The organism is Streptomyces sp. NPDC058653 (assembly GCF_042716895.1).
GTDB lineage: Bacteria > Actinomycetota > Actinomycetes > Streptomycetales > Streptomycetaceae > Streptomyces.
This window is the reverse complement of record NZ_JBHXRM010000019.1, coordinates 46,642-62,609: the sequence shown is the minus strand read 5'-3', so window position 1 is coordinate 62,609 and position 15,968 is coordinate 46,642. Positions and strand designations below refer to the sequence as shown.

Below are 15,968 nucleotides of genomic sequence, written 5' to 3'. Positions count from 1 at the left end.
CCATGGGAAATCATCTGCCCGAGTTCCGCGCCGCCGCCCGTCGTATCGACCGCCGTCAGTTCGTCACCCGCGCCGGCGCCGCGGCCGTGCTCGCCTTCGCGGCGAACATGCCCGCCGCCGGCGCGGCCGCCGCCCGCCGGCTCGACCCCCGGCGGATCACCGAGGACCCCTTCACCCTCGGCGTCGCCTCGGGCGATCCACTGCCCGGGACGGCGCTGCTCTGGACCCGGCTGGCACCGGAGCCGTACACGGCGGACGGCGGGCTGCCGGCCGAGCGGGTCGAGGTGGAGTGGGAGGTCGCGCACGACGAGCGCTTCGCACGGATCGTCGCGAGCGGCACGGCGACCGCCCACCCAGAGTTCGACCACAGCGTGCGCGTCGAGGTCCCGGGGCTCTCCTCCGGCCGCCTCTACCACTACCGCTTCAGGGCCGGTACCTGGATCAGTCCGGTGGGCCGCACCCGTACCGCCCCCGCCGCCGGGGCCGCGGTCGGCGGGCTCAAGCTGGCCACGCTCTCCTGCCAGGCGTACTACCACGGCTATTTCACCGCCTACAAACACCTGGCCGCCGAGGACCTCGATGTGGTCGTGCACCTCGGCGACTATCTGTACGAGTACGCGGTGTCGTCGGCGGGCGGCCAGCGGAAGTACACCGACCGCAAGCTGCCCGCGCACTACAACCGCGAGACCATCACGCTGGAGGACTACCGGCTGCGCTACGGCCTCTACAAGTCCGACCCGGACCTGATGGCCGCGCACTCGGCGCACCCCTTCATCGTCACGTGGGACGACCACGAGACGGAGAACAACTACGCGGACGAGACCCCCGAGAACGACGTGCCGCCGGAGGAGTTCCTGCTCCGCAGGGCCGCCGCCTACCGCGCGTACTGGGAGAACCAGCCGCTGCGCGCCCCGCAGCAGCCCGAGGGACCGGACATGCGGCTCTACCGCCGGCTGCACTTCGGGCGCCTCGCCCAGTTCGACATCCTCGACACCCGCCAGTACCGCTCCAACCAGGTGCAGGGCGCCAACTGGCAGGTCCCGGGCCCCGAGTCGAAGGACCCCGGACGCACCATGACCGGCGAGACACAGGAGCGCTGGCTGCTGAACGGCTGGAAGAGCTCGAAAGCCACCTGGAACCTGCTGGCGCAGCAGGTGACGTTCGCGCAGCGCCGGTCCGTGCCGGGGTCGGACTTCAAGTTGTCGATGGACGCGTGGGACGGGTACACGGCCTCCCGCAAGCGCGTCCTGGACGGCGCGAAGGCGGCCGGGATCGACAATCTGATGGTGCTGACCGGCGACGTGCACGTCGGTTACGGCTTCGACCTGAAGGCCGACTTCGACGACCCCGCCTCCCGCACGGTGGGGACGGAGATCGCCACGACCTCGGTGAGCAGCGACATGGACGGCGCGGAGAAGCCGTCCAACTGGACCAACCTCACCTCCGCCAACCCGCATATGAAGTACTACAACGGGCGCCGGGGTTACACCACTTTCTCTCTCACGAGGGACCGGGCTACCGTCACCTTCAACACACTGACGTCCGTCACGAAGCCCGGCTCCGCGCTCACCAGGGCGGCGTCGTTCGTGACGGAAGCCGGCGATCCGGGATTGACCCCCGCGTAACCCGCGGGCATCGCGGCCGTCATGGCAGTGTGGGAGGGTCCGGCGGTTCAGGGCCGCCGCGAGGGGACGACCCCGGGCGGAGTCCTGCCCCTGGTGGCGCGGACTCCGGGGCGGCATGCTGTCGGGCATTGCCCGCACCACCTCGTCGGCCAGGGCATCACGCACGGAGATATGTGAGCGTCTACGAGCCCAACCCGGCCGCCCACACGGCCAAGATCCGGATCGAGCTGAGGACCTTGAGAGCAGGGAGCACGGTGGCCGACGCGCCCGCCGGAAGACCGCGAAAGATCAACAGGCCTGCCACTACGGCGAGTTGCTGTGGCAGACTGTCGGTCATGACTGCGGCAGTGCTCGGGGGTGCGCGATGAGCGAGCCACGGTCGGCTCCGACGATCGGTCAGATCGTGCTGAGCAGACAGCTGTTGGCCCTGCGTGAGAAGGCGGGCCTCAGCCGTGAACAGTCCGGCCGGCTGCTGCGGGTGACCGCGGCGACCGTCCGCCGGATGGAGACGGCCGAGGTCGGGCTGAAAGTCCCCTATCTGCAGATCCTGTTGCCCGCGTACAACGTCCCGGACGACGAGATAGACGTCTTCCTGCGCTTGGCCGACGAGGCCAACAAGCCGGGCTGGTGGCAGCGGTTCCACGATGTGCTCCCCGACTGGTTCAGCGGTTACGTCAGCCTCGAAGAGGCCGCGAAGACGATGCGCTGCTACGAGCCGCACTTCGTGCCGGGGCTGCTCCAGACCGAGGAGTACGCGCGGCAGATCCTGACCACCGGCGCCCTGGGACAGCGGCTCTCCGACCCGACCCGGATCGAACGACAGGTCGCGCTCCGGCTGGAGCGCCAGGCGCTGCTGACCCGTGCCGACGCGCCCGTCTTCTGGGCCGTGCTGGACGAGACGGTGCTGCGCCGGCACGTCGGGTCGGCGGAGGTGATGCGCGCGCAGATCGACCGGCTCATCGAGGCGGCCGAGATGCCGAACGTGACCTTGCAGATCGCCGAGTTCAGCGCGGGCCATCACCCCGGTACGTACAGCCCCTTCGTGCTGTTCCGCTTCGGTGTCCCCGAGGTGCGGGACATGGTCTACATCGAGTATCTGACCGGGGCGCTCTATCTCGACGAGGACGGTGAGGTCTCCGAGCACATGGAGGCCATGGACCGGATGGTGGCCCACGCGGAGTCCGCGAGCCGTACGAAGGAACTGCTGTCCGAATTCCGCGCCACGCTGTGACCGGGGGTCCGGATAGGCGGGGCAGGACTCGCCACCTGCCCCGCGCGGTGCTAGGGGGACAGAACCACGCCGGAGGCGAGGATCGGCCGACGGGGTGACGATGGGTGGTGGTGCCTATCGCGGGAGGAGGCCCCCCATGGCTTACCCGGAACGCTACGAGCTGGTGTTCGACGAGACCGCCCCCACCGACCCGACCGACCTCACGGCCCCAGGGCCCGAGCACAAGGAGCGGGACGTGGTGACGGTCAGGCGAACCGCCAGGTCAGGAGCGGGCGGGTTTCCCGTCTACGAGGACGAGACGGGCATCGTGCGTGCGGAGATCAGCGACCGGGGCGAGGTGCGGATGCTGGCCAGCGGAGGCCAGCAGGCGCCCAGCACTCCGGTGAGGGCGCGGTCGCTCGGTTCGTGAGCGAATCCCCGGCCCCGTCCGCCCGGTGATCGTCGGGGGGACGGGGCTCCGGCTTTCGCCGAACCGGCTCAGAGCGGCGTACGCAGGGCGGAGAGGCCGTCCCGCCAGGCGGAGAGCAGTCTCTCGGCGAGGCGGGCGTCCAGCACCCCCGTGGCGTCGGCCCCGAAGGCCACGTCCGTCTCCAGCCAGGGCTCCTCCTCCAGGAGCCCGCCGACGACCTCGCGGCGTACGAGCTGTTCATGCGCCCCGTCGGCCGCCACGTGCTCGTCGTAGAAGGTCGCGGCGGCCTCGCCCGCCCCCACGCGCCGTACCGCCTCCGCCAGCCGGCGTGACGCGGGCGAGGAGGCCACCTCGACGGCGGCGAAGTGGCCGACCAGGGCGCCGCGGAGCGCGCGGTGCAGTCCGAACATCGACATGAGGTTGACGCTCGCCAGCATCTCCCCCGTCGCCACGTCGACGTACCGGCCGTACGTCGTGTCCAGACCCAGATCGGTCATGAGGCCCGCGAAGAGCCGCGCGTGTATTCGGTCCGCCCGGCCCGCGCCGAACTCGTCGAACTCGATCGCGGCCATCGCCGCCTTCGCCCGGCCCCTGAGCCGCGGGATCACCCAGGCGTGCGGGTCGGCCTCCTTGAGGTGGTAGACCGAGCGCTGGGCGGCGTACTCGCGCAGATGCCACAGCTCCCCCTCGTCCCTGAGGTAGTGGGAGGCGCTCGCGTTGTCCGGCGGCTCGACCAGCAGATCCCCGAGCGCCTCGTCGATGTCGGTACGGCGTTTGGTGTCCGCGCGCAGCGCGTCGATGAAGCGGCGCTCCAGTCCGGCGCGGAAGGCGAGGAGCGCCGGATCCCACTCCCAGGCGGGGTCGACGCCGCAGAATCCGCGGTAGTGCAGTTCGTAGCAGAGGTAGAGCGCGAGGTGCAGGTCCTCGCCGTACGGGGCGGCGTCGTCGGCCGCTCCGTACGGCGGCAGGGGGGTCCCGGATCCGGGACGGCCGCGCAGGGCGCGTACGACTCCGTAACTGAGGTCGCCACGGCCCGTCGGCAGAGCCGGGCCGGTCGGCCGGACGTCGGCGTTCTCCACTGACTTCACTCCTTGACCTGATCGAACTGATCAGCGTGCTCCGTCCGATCATTCTCGCCGCTCCGCCCCGCCTTTCCCCTTTCGGGGATGTCCCTCGGGTGACTGCTCCCGGACCGTGGGTAACGTCCGGCCGCGCCTCGTGTGCGCCGCGTCGGCGCCACTCTCCCGGTCCTCCGGGCGGCCCGCGTCCCACGGTCCGGGCGCGGCGCGGCCGTGCGGCCGTTCGGGTGAGCCGGGGCCCGTCGGCGCGGGCCGCCCCGGAGCTGTCGCGGCGCGCGGCCGGGGTCAGCGGGCCGGCAGCGCGTCCAGCCACCGCGTCAGGAGACGGTTGACCTCGTCCGCGCGCTCCTGCTGTACCCAGTGCCCGCAGTCTTCGAGGATGTGCGAGGAGACCAGGCCGGGAAGGGTGGCGGGGAAGGCCTTGACGGCCTCCGCCATCCACCCGAGCGAGGCGTCGCGCCCGCCGCCGATGAAGAGGGACGGCTGGGTGATCGGGGCGCCGTGCCAGGCGGCCAGGTCGGCCCAGTCGCGGTCGACGTTGCGGTAGCGGTTGAGCGCGCCGGTCGGTCCGGTCCGCTCGAACTCCTGCGCGTAGTGGTCGAGATCGGCCTCCGAGAGCCAGGCAGGCGGCGGTCCGGCCGGGAAGCGGTCGCGGAGTCTGCCGCCCGGGGGTACGAAGTAGAGGCCCGCCCCGCCCTCGGACGGCATGGTGTCGCCGGAGAGGCCCGTGTAGAAACCGGCCAGCCAGCCGCGGATGTCGGGCTCCATCTCGGCCTCCGCGCGGCCGGGCGTCTGGAAGTAGCTGACGTAGAACTCCTCGTCGCCGCCGATCCCCGCGAACACCTCGGTCGGGCGGGGGCCGCCCCGGGGCGCGAACGGCACGCTGAGCAGCGCGGCGGCGGTGAAGACGTCGGGGCGCAGCAGCGCCGAGTCGGCGGCGATGTTCGATCCCCAGTCGTGGCCGACGATCGTCGCGGTCTCCTCGCCGAGGGCGTGGACGACTCCGACGTTGTCGCCGACGAGGGCGAGCATCCGGTAGTCCTCGACGGCCGCCGGCTTCGAGGAGCGTCCGTAGCCGCGTACGTCGATCGCGATCGCGCGATATCCCGCGGCGGCGATGGCCGGGAGCTGGTGGCGCCAGGAGTACCAGGACTCGGGGAAGCCGTGGACCATCAGGACGAGGGGTCCGGTGCCCTGTTCGACCAGGTGGACACGGCCGCCGGGGACATCCACCAGACGGTGTCGCGCGGGCGGCGGGGTGGGTGCGGTGGCTGCCGCGGGCGGGGTGACGGGGTCCTGCATGGCTCCTCCTCGGGTGATCTTTTCCCTCACCATCATTCGGGCGCCCGCGACGCACGGCCAAGAGAACTTGCCGGACCGGCAAATCGGCCCGGGCGAGGCGGGTCGAGGAGAGTCGGAGCCGAGAGCCGAGGCCGGAGCCAGGACGGAAGTCGGACCTGAGCCTGAGGCTGAGGCTGAACGTGAGCCTGAGGTTGAGGTCGCGCTCGAGTCCGAGTCCGGACCTGAGCGTGAGCGTGAGGCCGCCGCGGGGACGGATCTCCCATCCGGGACGCGTCCGATCCGGCCGACCGGCGCCGGGCACCCGGCTGCCTCCGTACCGCACGCTCGCCGTGGCCCCGGGCATGGCCGTGAGCCGGCCCTCGGCGACGTGCGCGGCGCTACCGCCCGCTCCGTAGGGTCCGGTCCCGAAAGTGACACCACATGGTGCAACCACCGTCCGGTTGCTATGGTCGGTCGCATGACCGCCATGACGCTCCGTATCCCGGACGAGATCAACGCATCGATCAAGGCGGGGGCGGCAGCGGCCGGGCTCTCCCTCAACGCCTACATCGTGCGCGCCGCCCAGCGGCAGGCCGTGCTCGACTCCGCCCGCAGGCTCGCGTCGCTCGGTCTGGGCGACGACCTCGGCGGCGAGGGCGACGCTCTGTGAAACGTGGTGAGATCTGGACGCTCGGTGACGGGCGCAATGTCCTGATCGTCTCGCTCGACGGTCTGGAGGGGGCGTACGGCGCGGTCCTCACCGTCGTCCTCCACGACGCCGGGCGCTACCCGGACACCGCGATGTCCGTGGTGATCGACGACCCGCTGCCCTGCACCGCCGTCGCGGTCAACCTCCAGCAGTTGCGGGTCACGCGCTTCGACGGCGCGAAGCTGCTCGGGCCTGTCGACACCGCCGTGATGGAGCGGATCAGCCAGGCGTTGCGCGCGGTGCTCGATCTCTGAGCGGGAGCCGGTGGGCCCGTCCTCGGGGCCCACCGGCTCTCGTCGTTACGGCTGTGCCGTCAGCCGGAAGGTCTGGCCGGCCGCCTCCGTGCAGGGCTGCTGCGTGAGCGTGGCGCCGTTCGCCGTACCGGCGCTGACGGTCAGGCACTTGTTGCTGTGTCTGGCGGCGAACCGGTAGCGGTCGGTGGTTCCGATGCGCTGCGGCTGCCACTGCTGGTTGGTGGCGCCGGTGTAGCTCCACAGATGCGCGCGGGCCCCGTCGGCGGTGGCGCCGGCTCCGCCGTCGATGTCCCACACCTTGCCGTTGTGCCGGTTGACCACCTGGTAGTACCCGTTGCTGGTGGGCCGGAACTGCCAGGTCTGGTTGTTGGCGGCGGGCGCGGAGCAGGACCACTGCTGAAGGCCGGTGCCGTCCGCCGTGCCCCAACCGGTGGCGTCGAGGCAGGCGTTGCTGCCGCTGTTGACCACCTGGTACCAGGTCGCCGGGTCGATGGAGCCGTCACCCGGGTTCCCGGTGTCGGTGCCGGTCCACACGAGGGTGGCGACGGCGCCCGCCGGCAGCGTGTAGGTGGCCGAGCGGCCGGCGTCCGTGATCGAGAACGTCCTGGCCGCGCCGGCGCCGTTCACGACGTACGCCGCCTTGCCGCCGTCCGGGTTCTGCCAGACGACGTTCTGCACGCCGCCCGCGCCCTGGCTGGTCGAACCGATGCGCGTGGCCCCGGGCCTGACGAACTTGGTGAGATGGCCGAGTACGTAGTACTCCGCGTTGCGTGTGACCGTGCTGCCGTTGATCTCGACCACGCCGTTGCAGCGGGTGGTGCAGTGGCCCTGGTGGGGGCCGCCGTTCTGGTTCAGGGCGAGGTTCCACATGATCGTGGTCTCACCGCCGTTGCGCATGTTGGCCACGACGAGGTTCTCCGCGTGCCACTTCAGCGTGTCGGCGAACGTGGTGGCCGCGTTGGCGCTGTCGGTTCCCGAGCACTCGGTGAAGAAGACCCGCTTGCCGGCTTGTCTGATCTGCGACTGGCTGGTGGGCTGGCCGCCGTAGCAGTGGAAGGCGGCGCCGATCACGCGGTTCATGCCCGGGGTCTCGGAGAAGACCTGGAGCGGGTAGTTCGGGTGGTCCCAGTTGTGGTCGTACGCCAGGAGGTTGGTCGGCAGGTTCGCCGAGGTGAGCGTGCGGTCGAGCACCTTGAAGAACGCCGCCTGCTCCGAGGCGGTCATGCTCATCGAGGGGTAACTCGTCGCGAACTCGGGCTCGTTCTGGACCGTGAGGTCGGTGAGCTTGAGACCCTGCTGCTGATATCCCTGGATCGCCTTGACCAGGTAGTCGGCGTACTGCTGGTAGCGGTCGGTACGCAGACTGCCGCCGTTGAGGCTGTTGTTGGTCTTCATCCACGCGGGCGGCGACCAGGGGCTTCCCATGAAGCGGATGCCGGGGTTGATCGACACGGCCTGCTTGAGGACGGGGATGATCGCCTCGTGGTCACGGCCGAGGTTGAAGTCGCCCTGGTTGTCCTCGTAGGTGTAGGCGGCGCCCTGGTTGAAGTCGGTGGCGCCCAGCGGCTGGCGCAGATAGTTGAGACCGATGCCGTCGCCCTGGGCGGAGAAAAGCGAGTTCATCAGGGCGTTCTTCTGCGTCGCCGGCAGCTGGTTGATCAGATGCCCGGCCGCGCCGGTGACGGAGGCGCCCGCACCGGTGAACTGCTGTTCGCGCTGGCCCTGGTTGACGTTGATGTCGATGGCCTGCGGGGTGGAGTTGAAGGTGATCTGGCCGGCCGAGGCCAGCTTGCGGCTTCCGTCGGCGGTGGTGACCCACACCTGGGCGGTGGGGTCGGCGGCCTGCGCCGTACCGGACGCGGTCAGTCCGAGGCTTCCGCCCAGCGTGAGCACGCTGAGCGCGACGACGGCTCGGCGAACGACGTTTCTGTGCAGGGTTCTTCGCATACGTGGGGGCTCCTGCCGGTTCGTGTGTCGAACGAATCGCCTGCGGCCCGGGGCGTCCCGTGCCGTGGCCGGGTGGCGCATCGGCGACATGAAAGCACGCTTACTAAGTACTTAGTAAGTCGTCGGGCGGAACTTGTTTCGGCCGGACCCGCCAAGGCCGTGGGCGTGATCCGGAGAGCCGTAGACTGCGCCCGGTGAGCAACAGACGAGTGGGGGAACGGGGCGGCGCGCCGGCCGGGCCGGCCCAGCCGCGGACGCCCCGCAGCCCGGGGGCGCGGCAGCGGCGCGAGGAGATCCTGCGCATCGCGATGGAGACGTTCGCCGCCCGGGGCTACAACAACGCGTCACTGGCGGAGATCGCGGATCGCGCGGGGCTCACGCAGGCGGGTGTACTGCACTACTTCCGGTCCAAGGAGCTGCTGCTCACGAGCGTCCTCGAACTGCGGGACCAGACCGACATAGAGCAGCTCGGCCCCGACCGTCCGCGCGGTCTCGCCTTCCTGCGGCATCTGATCGACACCTCGCGCCGCAACGCCGAGCGGGAGGGCATCGTACGGCTCTACGCGGTGCTCTCGGCGGAGAGCGTCACGGAGAACCACCCCGCGCAGGAGTACTTCCGCGACCGGTACACGGGGCTGCGCGCCTTCGTGGTGGACGCGCTTCGCGAGGCGGCCGAACTGGGCGAGGCCCGCGAGGACCTGGACGTCGAGAACGTGGCGAACGCGATCATCGCGGTGATGGACGGGCTCCAGGTGCAGTGGCTGCTGTCGCCGGAGTCGGTGGACATGGCCGCGTCAACGGAGCGGGTGGTGTCATCGCTGCTGGCGTCCATCGCCCCGGCCAAGAACTGAGACCGGACCTGATCCGGCGTCAGGAGGCTTGCGCGGCCCGCTGCTTGGCGCGGATCAGACCGGCGGCCCACTCGCACCACCGCTCCGTCTCCGCCTCGTACCGGATGCCGCGCCGACAGGTCAGATACGGCCCGAGGTGGTTCGTGGTGCGGACGAACTCCTCCTCGTCCCGGCCGGCGAGGATCGAGGTCTCCGTCCGGCGCAGCGTGTCCAGTTTCCGCCGGGCCTCCTCGGCTCGCCGCCCGAGATGCGCGAGCAGCGCGTCCGGTTCGACCACGTCCGCGCACTGCACCGCGACGGTCAGCTCGTCCCGCAGGTTCGTCGGCCGCAGCGGCCCGGCCGCGAAGTCGACCAGCGCCTGGGTGCCCGCGTCGGTCAGCGCGTAGAGCCGCTTGGTCGGCCGCGACTCCTGGACCACTTTGGTGGCCCGTACGAGCCCTTCCGCGTGCAGCCGGGTGAGCTCCGCGTAGAGCTGCTGGGGCCGGGAGTGCCAGAAGTTGGCCACCCCGACGTCGAAGCGCTTGGTGAGTTCGTAGCCACTGGCCTCGCCCTGGATCAGGGCTGCCAGGACAGCGTGCCGCAGAGACATGACGTCACCCTATCCAGGCTGGTGAGCAGGGCTTCTCGGGCCATGATTAATCATCTACATTATTACTCATGAATATGAGTACGGGGGCGGGTCTGGTCGCGGTCGGCGACAGCGTCAGCGAGGGAGTCGGCGACCCGCACCGGGGCGGCGCGCTGAGGGGCTGGATCCACTACCTGACGGAGAGGCCGGGGCGAGGTCAGGGGTCCGGTCGTCCCGGCCCGGTGCTCGTCGCGAATCTGGCCCGCAGCGGCGCCACGGTCGCCGCGCTGCGCAGCCATCAGCTGGACCGGGCCGTCGCGCTGGCACCCGCGTACATCACCTGTGTGATCGGCGTGAACGACGTGATCGCCGGGCGCTTCGACGCCGCGCGCTTCGAGGAGGACTACGCGTATGCCGTCGCCGTGCTGAGTGCGGCGGCATCCGCCGGTGTCCTGACGATGACGCTGCACGACGTCGGCGCCTCACTGCCTCTTCCGCGCGCGAGGCGGGCGGAGTTGCGGCGCCGGATCGCCGAGGCGAACGAGGTGATCGAGCGGGTGTCGCGGCGCCACGGGGCGTGGATGATCGACGCGCGCGAGGGGGTCCGTGTCGAAAGGGCGGGGATGGTCTGCGTGGACCGGCTGCACCCGAACCGCCGGGGCCACCGCTATCTGGCCGCCCTGGCGGGTGATGTCCTGCGCACGGGTGGCGGCGCCGCGCCCGCGCCGGCGGTGATCCCCGACGCCGATCCACTGGGCGACCGGATCGTCTCCGGCGCGCGGCACACCCTGTGGGTCGGCCGGCATCTCCTACGGCCCCTGGCCGGTGCCCTGTTCACTTCTCCGCGGGCCGGGCGCGTACGTGCATCTTCTCGCCCTGCCGGCCGAAGATGGTGAGGAACTCGACCCCTTCGGGACTCGCGCTGGCCCATCCGTGCGGGGTGCGGGTGTCGAACTCGGCGGCCTCCCCCACGCCCAGCACCAGATCGTGCTCGCCGAGGCGCAGCCGTAGGCGGCCGGCCAGGATGTAGAGCCACTCGTAGCCCTCGTGCGTCCGCTGTTCCAACTCGCCCGTGTGCGGCCGACCGGCCGGGATGATCTGTTTGTACGCCTGGAGCCCGCCGAGATGGCGGGTCAGCGGCACGAAGGTCATGCCGTAGCGCGAGAAGGACCGCAGATGGACGCGGGGGTCACCGGTCGGTGGCGCGTCCACCAGCTCGTCGAGCTGCACGCCGAACGCCTTGGCGAGCGGCAGGAGCAGCTCCAGGGTCGGTTTACGGCCACCGGACTCCAGCCGGGACAGGGTGCTGACCGAGATCCCGGTCGACTCGCTCAGCGAGGTGAGCGTCGTACCGCGGTCGCGGCGCAGGGCCCGAAGGCGCGGTCCCACACCCTTCAGGACGGTCGCGAGGTCGTCGTCAGCCATGCTTCTATTTGCCACCTCGGCAAGGAATTTTGTCAAACGGCGAGCCAGGGACGGACCATCTCCAGCACAGGGAGGTGCTTCGCATGAAGGTGCAAAAGGTAGATTTCGATGTCGTGGTGGTCGGTGGCGGAGCCGCCGGGCTGAGCGCGGGGCTGGTCCTCGCGCGGGCACGCCGTTCGGTGCTGGTGATCGACTCCGGTGAGCCGCGCAACGCCCCGGCGTCCCAGGTCCACGGCTATCTGGGCCGTGAGGGCATCGCGCCGGCCGAGCTGGCGGCCGTGGGCCGCGAGGAAGTGACGGGCTACGGCGGTGAGTTCCTCGACGGAGAGGTGACGGCCGTCAAAGGGTCCGTCGCCGACGGTTTCCGTCTCGTACTCGCAGAGGGCGCGGCGGTCGCCGAGGTGACGGCGCGGAGACTGCTGGTCACGACGGGGCTCGTCGACGAACTGCCGCCGGTCCCGGGCCTGGCCGAGCGGTGGGGGCGCGATGTGCTGCACTGCCCCTACTGCCACGGGTGGGAGGTGCGCGACGCGCCCATCGGCATCCTGGCGACCGGGCCGCTCGCCGTCCACCAGGCGCAGATGTGGCGGCAGTGGAGCGACGACGTGACGCTGCTGCGGCACACGGCGCCGGACTTCGACGACGAGCAGTACGAGCAACTGGCCGCGCGTGGCGTCGCCGTCGTGGACGGCGAGGTGGTGTCCCTGGACCTGACGGACGACCGGCTGAGCGGGGTCGGACTGGCCGGCGGCCGGGTGGTCCCGGTCCGCGCCCTGGTGGTTCCGCCGCTGTTCGGCGCGCGCGGGGGCATCCTCGCGGAGCTGGGGGCGGCGCCGGTCGACCGGGAGATGGCCGGTCAGGTGGTCGGCAGCGCCGTCCCCACCGACCCGGCGGGCGCGACCTCCGTGCCCGGTGTCTGGGCGGCGGGCAATGTCGCCGATCCGACGGAGACCGTGATCGGCTCGGCTGCCGCGGGACTGCGGGCGGCGGCCGCGATCAACGCGGATCTGATCGCCGAGGAGACACGGCGTGCGGTGGAGGCGCGACAGGGCGCGCCGGGTGGTGAGCGGTGACCGACACGACCCGCGGCGATGACAGCGGTGACAGCGGTGGCAGTACGCAGGATCAACTCGACTCAGGAGAAACATCGATGACTGACGGTCAGGCGTTCCCGGACAACGGCACCACGGGCTCGGAGGGCACCGGGAGCGGTACGAACGAGGAGTTCTGGGACTCGCGTTACGGGGAGAGCGAACGTATCTGGAGCGGGAAGCCGAACACGGTCCTCGTCCGGGAGGCCAGCGGTCTGGCGCCCGGCCGGGCCCTGGATCTGGGCTGCGGCGAAGGGGCCGACGCGATCTGGCTGGCGGGGCAGGGGTGGCGGGTCACCGCCTGCGACATCTCCGGGGTCGCGCTCGCCAAGGCCCGGCGGCACGCCGCCGCGGCCGACGAGGGCGTCGCCGAGCGCGTCGACTGGCAGCGGCACGACTTCGGGACGTCCTTCCCCACCGGGACGTACGACCTGGTCTCGGCGCAGTTCCTCCACTCACCGGACGACATGCCTCGGGAGAAGATCCTGCGGGCCGCCGCCGCGGCCGTGGCCCCCGGCGGTGTGCTCCTGATCGTCGGGCACGCCGGGCTGCCGTCCTGGGAGCCGGAGCGGGACATCGAGGTGCACCTCCCGACGCCGGACGAGGTCGTCGAATCGCTCGAACTGGCCGACGGGGAGTGGGAAGTGCTGCTCAGCGAGGAGCACGAGCGGATCCAGACGCGCCCGGACGGGCAGCCGGGCACGCGTACGGACAACGCCGTGAAGGTGCGCCGGCGCGCGGTGTGAGGGGCCTCGACCGGTCGTGAGGTGCGTTCGAGGCGCTCGACGTGCGTTCCATGCCTCTGACGTGCGTGCGACGCCCTTGACCCGCGTCGACCCGCGGTGAGGTGCGTGAAGTGCGGCGTCGACGCCGTCGGGCTCCTGGCGGGCCGTTCAGTCCTTCGGACCGTTCGGTCCGCCCAGCTCGCCCAGTGCCGCCCGCAGGTCGTCGGCGGTGCGGTGGAGCACCCCGGTCATGCCGAGGGCGACGGCGGCGTCCACGTTCTCCTGCCTGTCGTCGACGAAGAGGCAGCGGTCCGGGGAGACGCCGGCGCGCTCGGCGGCGATCTCGTAAATGCGGCGGTCCGGCTTGGACACCCCCACGAGGGAGCTGTTGACGACACTGTGCGCGAGCCCGGTCAGTCCGAGTCGGGCCAGGTCCTCGTCGAGCCAGGTCGTCGCGTTGCTGACGAGCACCAGCGGGCAGTGCTCACGGACGTGCCGGAGCAGGCCCACGACGGTCTCGTCCGTCCGGAAGTCGGCCACCGTGAAGGCGAGCGCCAGGGCCTCGGCCTCCTTCCGGGAGACCCGCGGCAGCAGGTCCCGGACGATCGAGCCGGCCCACTCCTGACGGGTGATCTGCCCGAGCAGCAACGGCAGATCGTTCTCCGGGGCGTAGCCGACGGACGCCGTGGTGCCCTCCGGCAGGCCCGCCGCCCGCTCAAGACGTGACACCTCGGTGGAGTCGAGGTGGCGGATGACGCCGTCGACATCGCACAGCACGGCGTCGAAGGGCCGGTCCGCGGCGCCCTGCCCGTTCGGATGGGACTCAGTCGCTGGCACGCCCGGTTCTCGCCCTTCCCGCCGGTGCCCCGCCCGTGGGGGCACGCTTCGTCGAACGTACCGCCTCCACATACGCGCGGACGAGTGGGCGCGTGTCGTCCGCCCGCCAGGCCAAGGCGAGTTGGGCGGGTGGGAGCCCGGCGACCGGGCGGGTGACGACGCCCGGCCGTGCCACCAGAGGTGCGTTCCCGCTCGCGAGCAGGCAGACGCCGAGTCCGTCGACGAGCGCCTCGTACGTCTCGTCGGGGCTCGCTATCTCCGCGCCGATCACCGGCGGACAGCCCTCGCGGGCATCGAGGGCGAGCCAGTGGTCGCGCAGCGGTCCGGCGCTCCCCGGGAGGGCGAGGAACGGCTCGTCCCTCAGGTCGGCGAAGTCGACGGTCTCCCGCAGCGCCAGCCGGTGTGTCTCGGCCAGCGCCACGAGTTGGGGCTCCTCGGCCATCACGAGCCACCGGTAACGGTCGGCGTCGGGCAGCGGCAGCCAGACGAACGCCACGTCGCTCGTGCCGTCGGCCAGCCCGGCGGTCGTGTCGTGCCAGCTCACCTGACGGAGCGTCAGGACGGCATCCGGGTGGGCGGCGGTGAAACGTGACCTGATCGCGGGCAGCATGCCGCCACGGCCGGGGCTGGTGCTCATCCCGACCGCCAGTGTCGCCCGCTGCGCGGCCTTCGCCGCCTCGAACTCGACCAGCCCCGCCTCCCATTCGGCCAGCACGCGCCGCGCGTGGGGCAGCAGCGCCGCGCCCGCGCTCGTGAGCCGTACGCCCCGCCTGTCCCGGTCGAACAGCGGCGCGCCCAGTGACCGCTCCAGCACCCGGACCTGTTTGCTGAGCGCGGGCTGCGAGACGAAGAGCCGCTCGGCCGCACGCGTGAAGTGGAGTTCCTCCGCGACCGCGACGAAGTAGCGGAGATCCCGGCAGTGCACGTCCATAACCAATGGCTATCACGGAGGGTCTTGGACGCGCGAGGGCGCCCGTCGGCAGGGTCGTACCGCAGGCCCCACCGACGGAGGAGAACTTCATGAGCAGGGTATGGCTGATCACCGGCGCCAACAGCGGTTTCGGCCGGGCGATCACCGAGGCCGCGGTGGCCGCCGGGGACACCGTCGTCGCGGCGGCCCGTCGCACGGGGACGCTGGACGATCTCGTCGCCCGCCACCCGGACCAGGTCGAGGCGGTGCGGCTGGACGTCACCGACGCGGCGGGGATCGACACGGTGGTGGCGGACGTGGCCGCCCGGCACGGCCGGATCGACGTCCTCGTGAACAATGCCGGCCGGACCCATGTCGGGGCCCTGGAGGAGACGACGGACGAGGAACTGCGCTCGCTCTTCGAGGTCCATGTCTTCGGTCCTGCGGCGCTGACCCGCGCCGTGCTCCCCCACATGCGGGAGCGCCGCTCGGGCGCGATCGTCCAGCTCAGCAGCATGGGCGGCCAGATGTCCTTCGCGGGGTTCTCGGGCTACAGCGCCACCAAGTTCGCCCTGGAGGGCATGTCCGAGGCGCTGGCGGCCGAGGTCGCGCCGCTGGGGATCAAGGTGCTCGTGGTGGAGCCGGGCGCGTTCCGTACGGGGCTTTTCGGCGGCCGGACGATGAGCGCGGAGATCGACGCGTACGCGGCCACGGTCGGCCCGACGCGGGACATGGTCAGGACGGAGGACGGCGCGCAGCCCGGCGACCCGGCGAAGGCCGCCGCCGCGATCCTCACCGTGCTGGCGGCCGAGAACACTCCGCTGCGTCTGCCCCTGGGCCCGGACGCGGTCGACGCGGTGACGGGCCATCTCGACGGGGTCCGGGCGGAGATCGAGGCCTGGGAGAAGGTGGCGCGGGACACGGCGTTCGACAACTGAGGGCGTGGGACCGGGAGTCGGCCCGGGCCCCGGCGGCCGGGGGGGCTGCCGGGGCCGGCCCGGCGGCGGGCACGCGGCAGATTGTCGC

17 protein-coding genes are annotated in these 15,968 nt (G+C 71.4%); 10 read left to right on the top strand and 7 right to left on the bottom strand.

The window, feature by feature from the left end:
- Positions 1 to 2 precede the first annotated feature (2 nt).
- The 3 genes from ACFWU9_RS18225 (at position 3) to ACFWU9_RS18215 (ending at position 3,265) form a co-directional block, all read left to right on the top strand.
- A complete protein-coding gene (locus ACFWU9_RS18225; RefSeq protein ID WP_384319460.1) occupies positions 3 to 1,625 on the top strand; it encodes an alkaline phosphatase D family protein in 1,623 nt (540 codons plus the stop codon).
- Between the two features lie 364 nt (positions 1,626 to 1,989).
- Positions 1,990 to 2,856 (top strand): helix-turn-helix domain-containing protein, encoded by an 867-nt coding sequence (locus ACFWU9_RS18220; protein WP_384319458.1) that lies wholly within the window; start codon positions 1,990 to 1,992, stop codon positions 2,854 to 2,856.
- A 136-nt stretch (positions 2,857 to 2,992) separates the two neighbouring features.
- Positions 2,993 to 3,265, top strand: a complete 273-nt coding sequence (locus ACFWU9_RS18215; RefSeq protein WP_384319456.1) for a DUF6296 family protein — start codon at positions 2,993 to 2,995, stop codon at positions 3,263 to 3,265.
- A 68-nt stretch (positions 3,266 to 3,333) separates the two neighbouring features.
- Here the strand turns inward: ACFWU9_RS18215 and ACFWU9_RS18210 are convergent, their stop codons facing one another.
- Both ACFWU9_RS18210 and ACFWU9_RS18205 read right to left on the bottom strand, forming a co-directional pair.
- Entirely contained in the window at positions 3,334 to 4,344 is a 1,011-nt protein-coding gene (locus tag ACFWU9_RS18210; RefSeq protein ID WP_384319454.1) for an iron-containing redox enzyme family protein, read from the bottom strand.
- Positions 4,345 to 4,629: 285 nt separating this feature from the next.
- Complete coding sequence (locus ACFWU9_RS18205) at positions 4,630 to 5,646, bottom strand: alpha/beta fold hydrolase (RefSeq protein WP_384319452.1); 1,017 nt, start codon at positions 5,644 to 5,646, stop codon at positions 4,630 to 4,632.
- 457 nt (positions 5,647 to 6,103) lie between these two features.
- Here ACFWU9_RS18205 and ACFWU9_RS18200 point away from each other — a divergent pair, with 457 nt between their 5' ends.
- Both ACFWU9_RS18200 and ACFWU9_RS18195 read left to right on the top strand, forming a co-directional pair.
- Positions 6,104 to 6,295, top strand: a complete 192-nt coding sequence (locus ACFWU9_RS18200; protein WP_384319450.1) for a toxin-antitoxin system HicB family antitoxin — start codon at positions 6,104 to 6,106, stop codon at positions 6,293 to 6,295.
- Entirely contained in the window at positions 6,292 to 6,588 is a 297-nt protein-coding gene (locus ACFWU9_RS18195; protein ID WP_384319448.1) for a hypothetical protein, read from the top strand. Before ACFWU9_RS18200 ends, ACFWU9_RS18195 begins: the two co-directional genes overlap by 4 nt.
- 45 nt (positions 6,589 to 6,633) lie before the next feature.
- Here the strand turns inward: ACFWU9_RS18195 and ACFWU9_RS18190 are convergent, their stop codons facing one another.
- On the bottom strand, positions 6,634 to 8,535 hold the full coding sequence (locus tag ACFWU9_RS18190; RefSeq protein ID WP_384319446.1) for an RICIN domain-containing protein: 1,902 nt from the start codon (positions 8,533 to 8,535) through the stop codon (positions 6,634 to 6,636).
- A gap of 296 nt (positions 8,536 to 8,831) precedes the next feature.
- Between ACFWU9_RS18190 and ACFWU9_RS18185 the strand changes: the two genes are divergently transcribed.
- Entirely contained in the window at positions 8,832 to 9,386 is a 555-nt protein-coding gene (locus tag ACFWU9_RS18185; RefSeq protein ID WP_384319583.1) for a TetR family transcriptional regulator C-terminal domain-containing protein, read from the top strand.
- Positions 9,387 to 9,405: 19 nt separating this feature from the next.
- Here the strand turns inward: ACFWU9_RS18185 and ACFWU9_RS18180 are convergent, their stop codons facing one another.
- Positions 9,406 to 9,975, bottom strand: coding sequence for a PadR family transcriptional regulator (locus tag ACFWU9_RS18180; protein ID WP_384319444.1), 570 nt, complete (start codon positions 9,973 to 9,975; stop codon positions 9,406 to 9,408).
- Positions 9,976 to 10,043: 68 nt separating this feature from the next.
- On the opposite strand from ACFWU9_RS18180, the gene ACFWU9_RS18175 reads away from it, so the two are divergent.
- On the top strand, positions 10,044 to 10,850 hold the full coding sequence (locus ACFWU9_RS18175) for an SGNH/GDSL hydrolase family protein (protein ID WP_384319442.1): 807 nt from the start codon (positions 10,044 to 10,046) through the stop codon (positions 10,848 to 10,850).
- On the opposite strand, the gene ACFWU9_RS18170 is transcribed toward ACFWU9_RS18175, so the two are convergent.
- Positions 10,789 to 11,379 (bottom strand): helix-turn-helix domain-containing protein, encoded by a 591-nt coding sequence (locus ACFWU9_RS18170; RefSeq protein ID WP_384319440.1) that lies wholly within the window; start codon positions 11,377 to 11,379, stop codon positions 10,789 to 10,791. The two genes, ACFWU9_RS18175 and ACFWU9_RS18170, sit on opposite strands and share 62 nt — an antisense overlap.
- Before the next feature lie 83 nt (positions 11,380 to 11,462).
- Between ACFWU9_RS18170 and ACFWU9_RS18165 the strand changes: the two genes are divergently transcribed.
- Positions 11,463 to 12,452 (top strand): NAD(P)/FAD-dependent oxidoreductase, encoded by a 990-nt coding sequence (locus ACFWU9_RS18165; RefSeq protein ID WP_384319438.1) that lies wholly within the window; start codon positions 11,463 to 11,465, stop codon positions 12,450 to 12,452.
- A 77-nt stretch (positions 12,453 to 12,529) separates the two neighbouring features.
- Positions 12,530 to 13,216: a class I SAM-dependent methyltransferase gene (locus ACFWU9_RS18160; RefSeq protein ID WP_384319436.1), complete on the top strand. Its 687-nt coding sequence runs from the start codon at positions 12,530 to 12,532 to the stop codon at positions 13,214 to 13,216.
- Positions 13,217 to 13,363: 147 nt separating this feature from the next.
- Here ACFWU9_RS18160 and ACFWU9_RS18155 read toward each other — a convergent pair whose 3' ends face one another.
- Entirely contained in the window at positions 13,364 to 14,032 is a 669-nt protein-coding gene (locus ACFWU9_RS18155; RefSeq protein WP_384319434.1) for an HAD family hydrolase, read from the bottom strand.
- The gene (locus ACFWU9_RS18150) at positions 14,019 to 14,963 is read right to left on the bottom strand and encodes a LysR family transcriptional regulator (RefSeq protein WP_384319432.1); all 945 of its coding nucleotides are present in this window, start codon (positions 14,961 to 14,963) and stop codon (positions 14,019 to 14,021) included. The genes ACFWU9_RS18155 and ACFWU9_RS18150 overlap by 14 nt, the downstream gene beginning before the upstream one ends.
- 89 nt (positions 14,964 to 15,052) lie before the next feature.
- Here ACFWU9_RS18150 and ACFWU9_RS18145 point away from each other — a divergent pair, with 89 nt between their 5' ends.
- Positions 15,053 to 15,880, top strand: coding sequence for an oxidoreductase (locus tag ACFWU9_RS18145; RefSeq protein WP_384319430.1), 828 nt, complete (start codon positions 15,053 to 15,055; stop codon positions 15,878 to 15,880).
- The last annotated feature ends 88 nt before the right edge of the window (positions 15,881 to 15,968 follow it).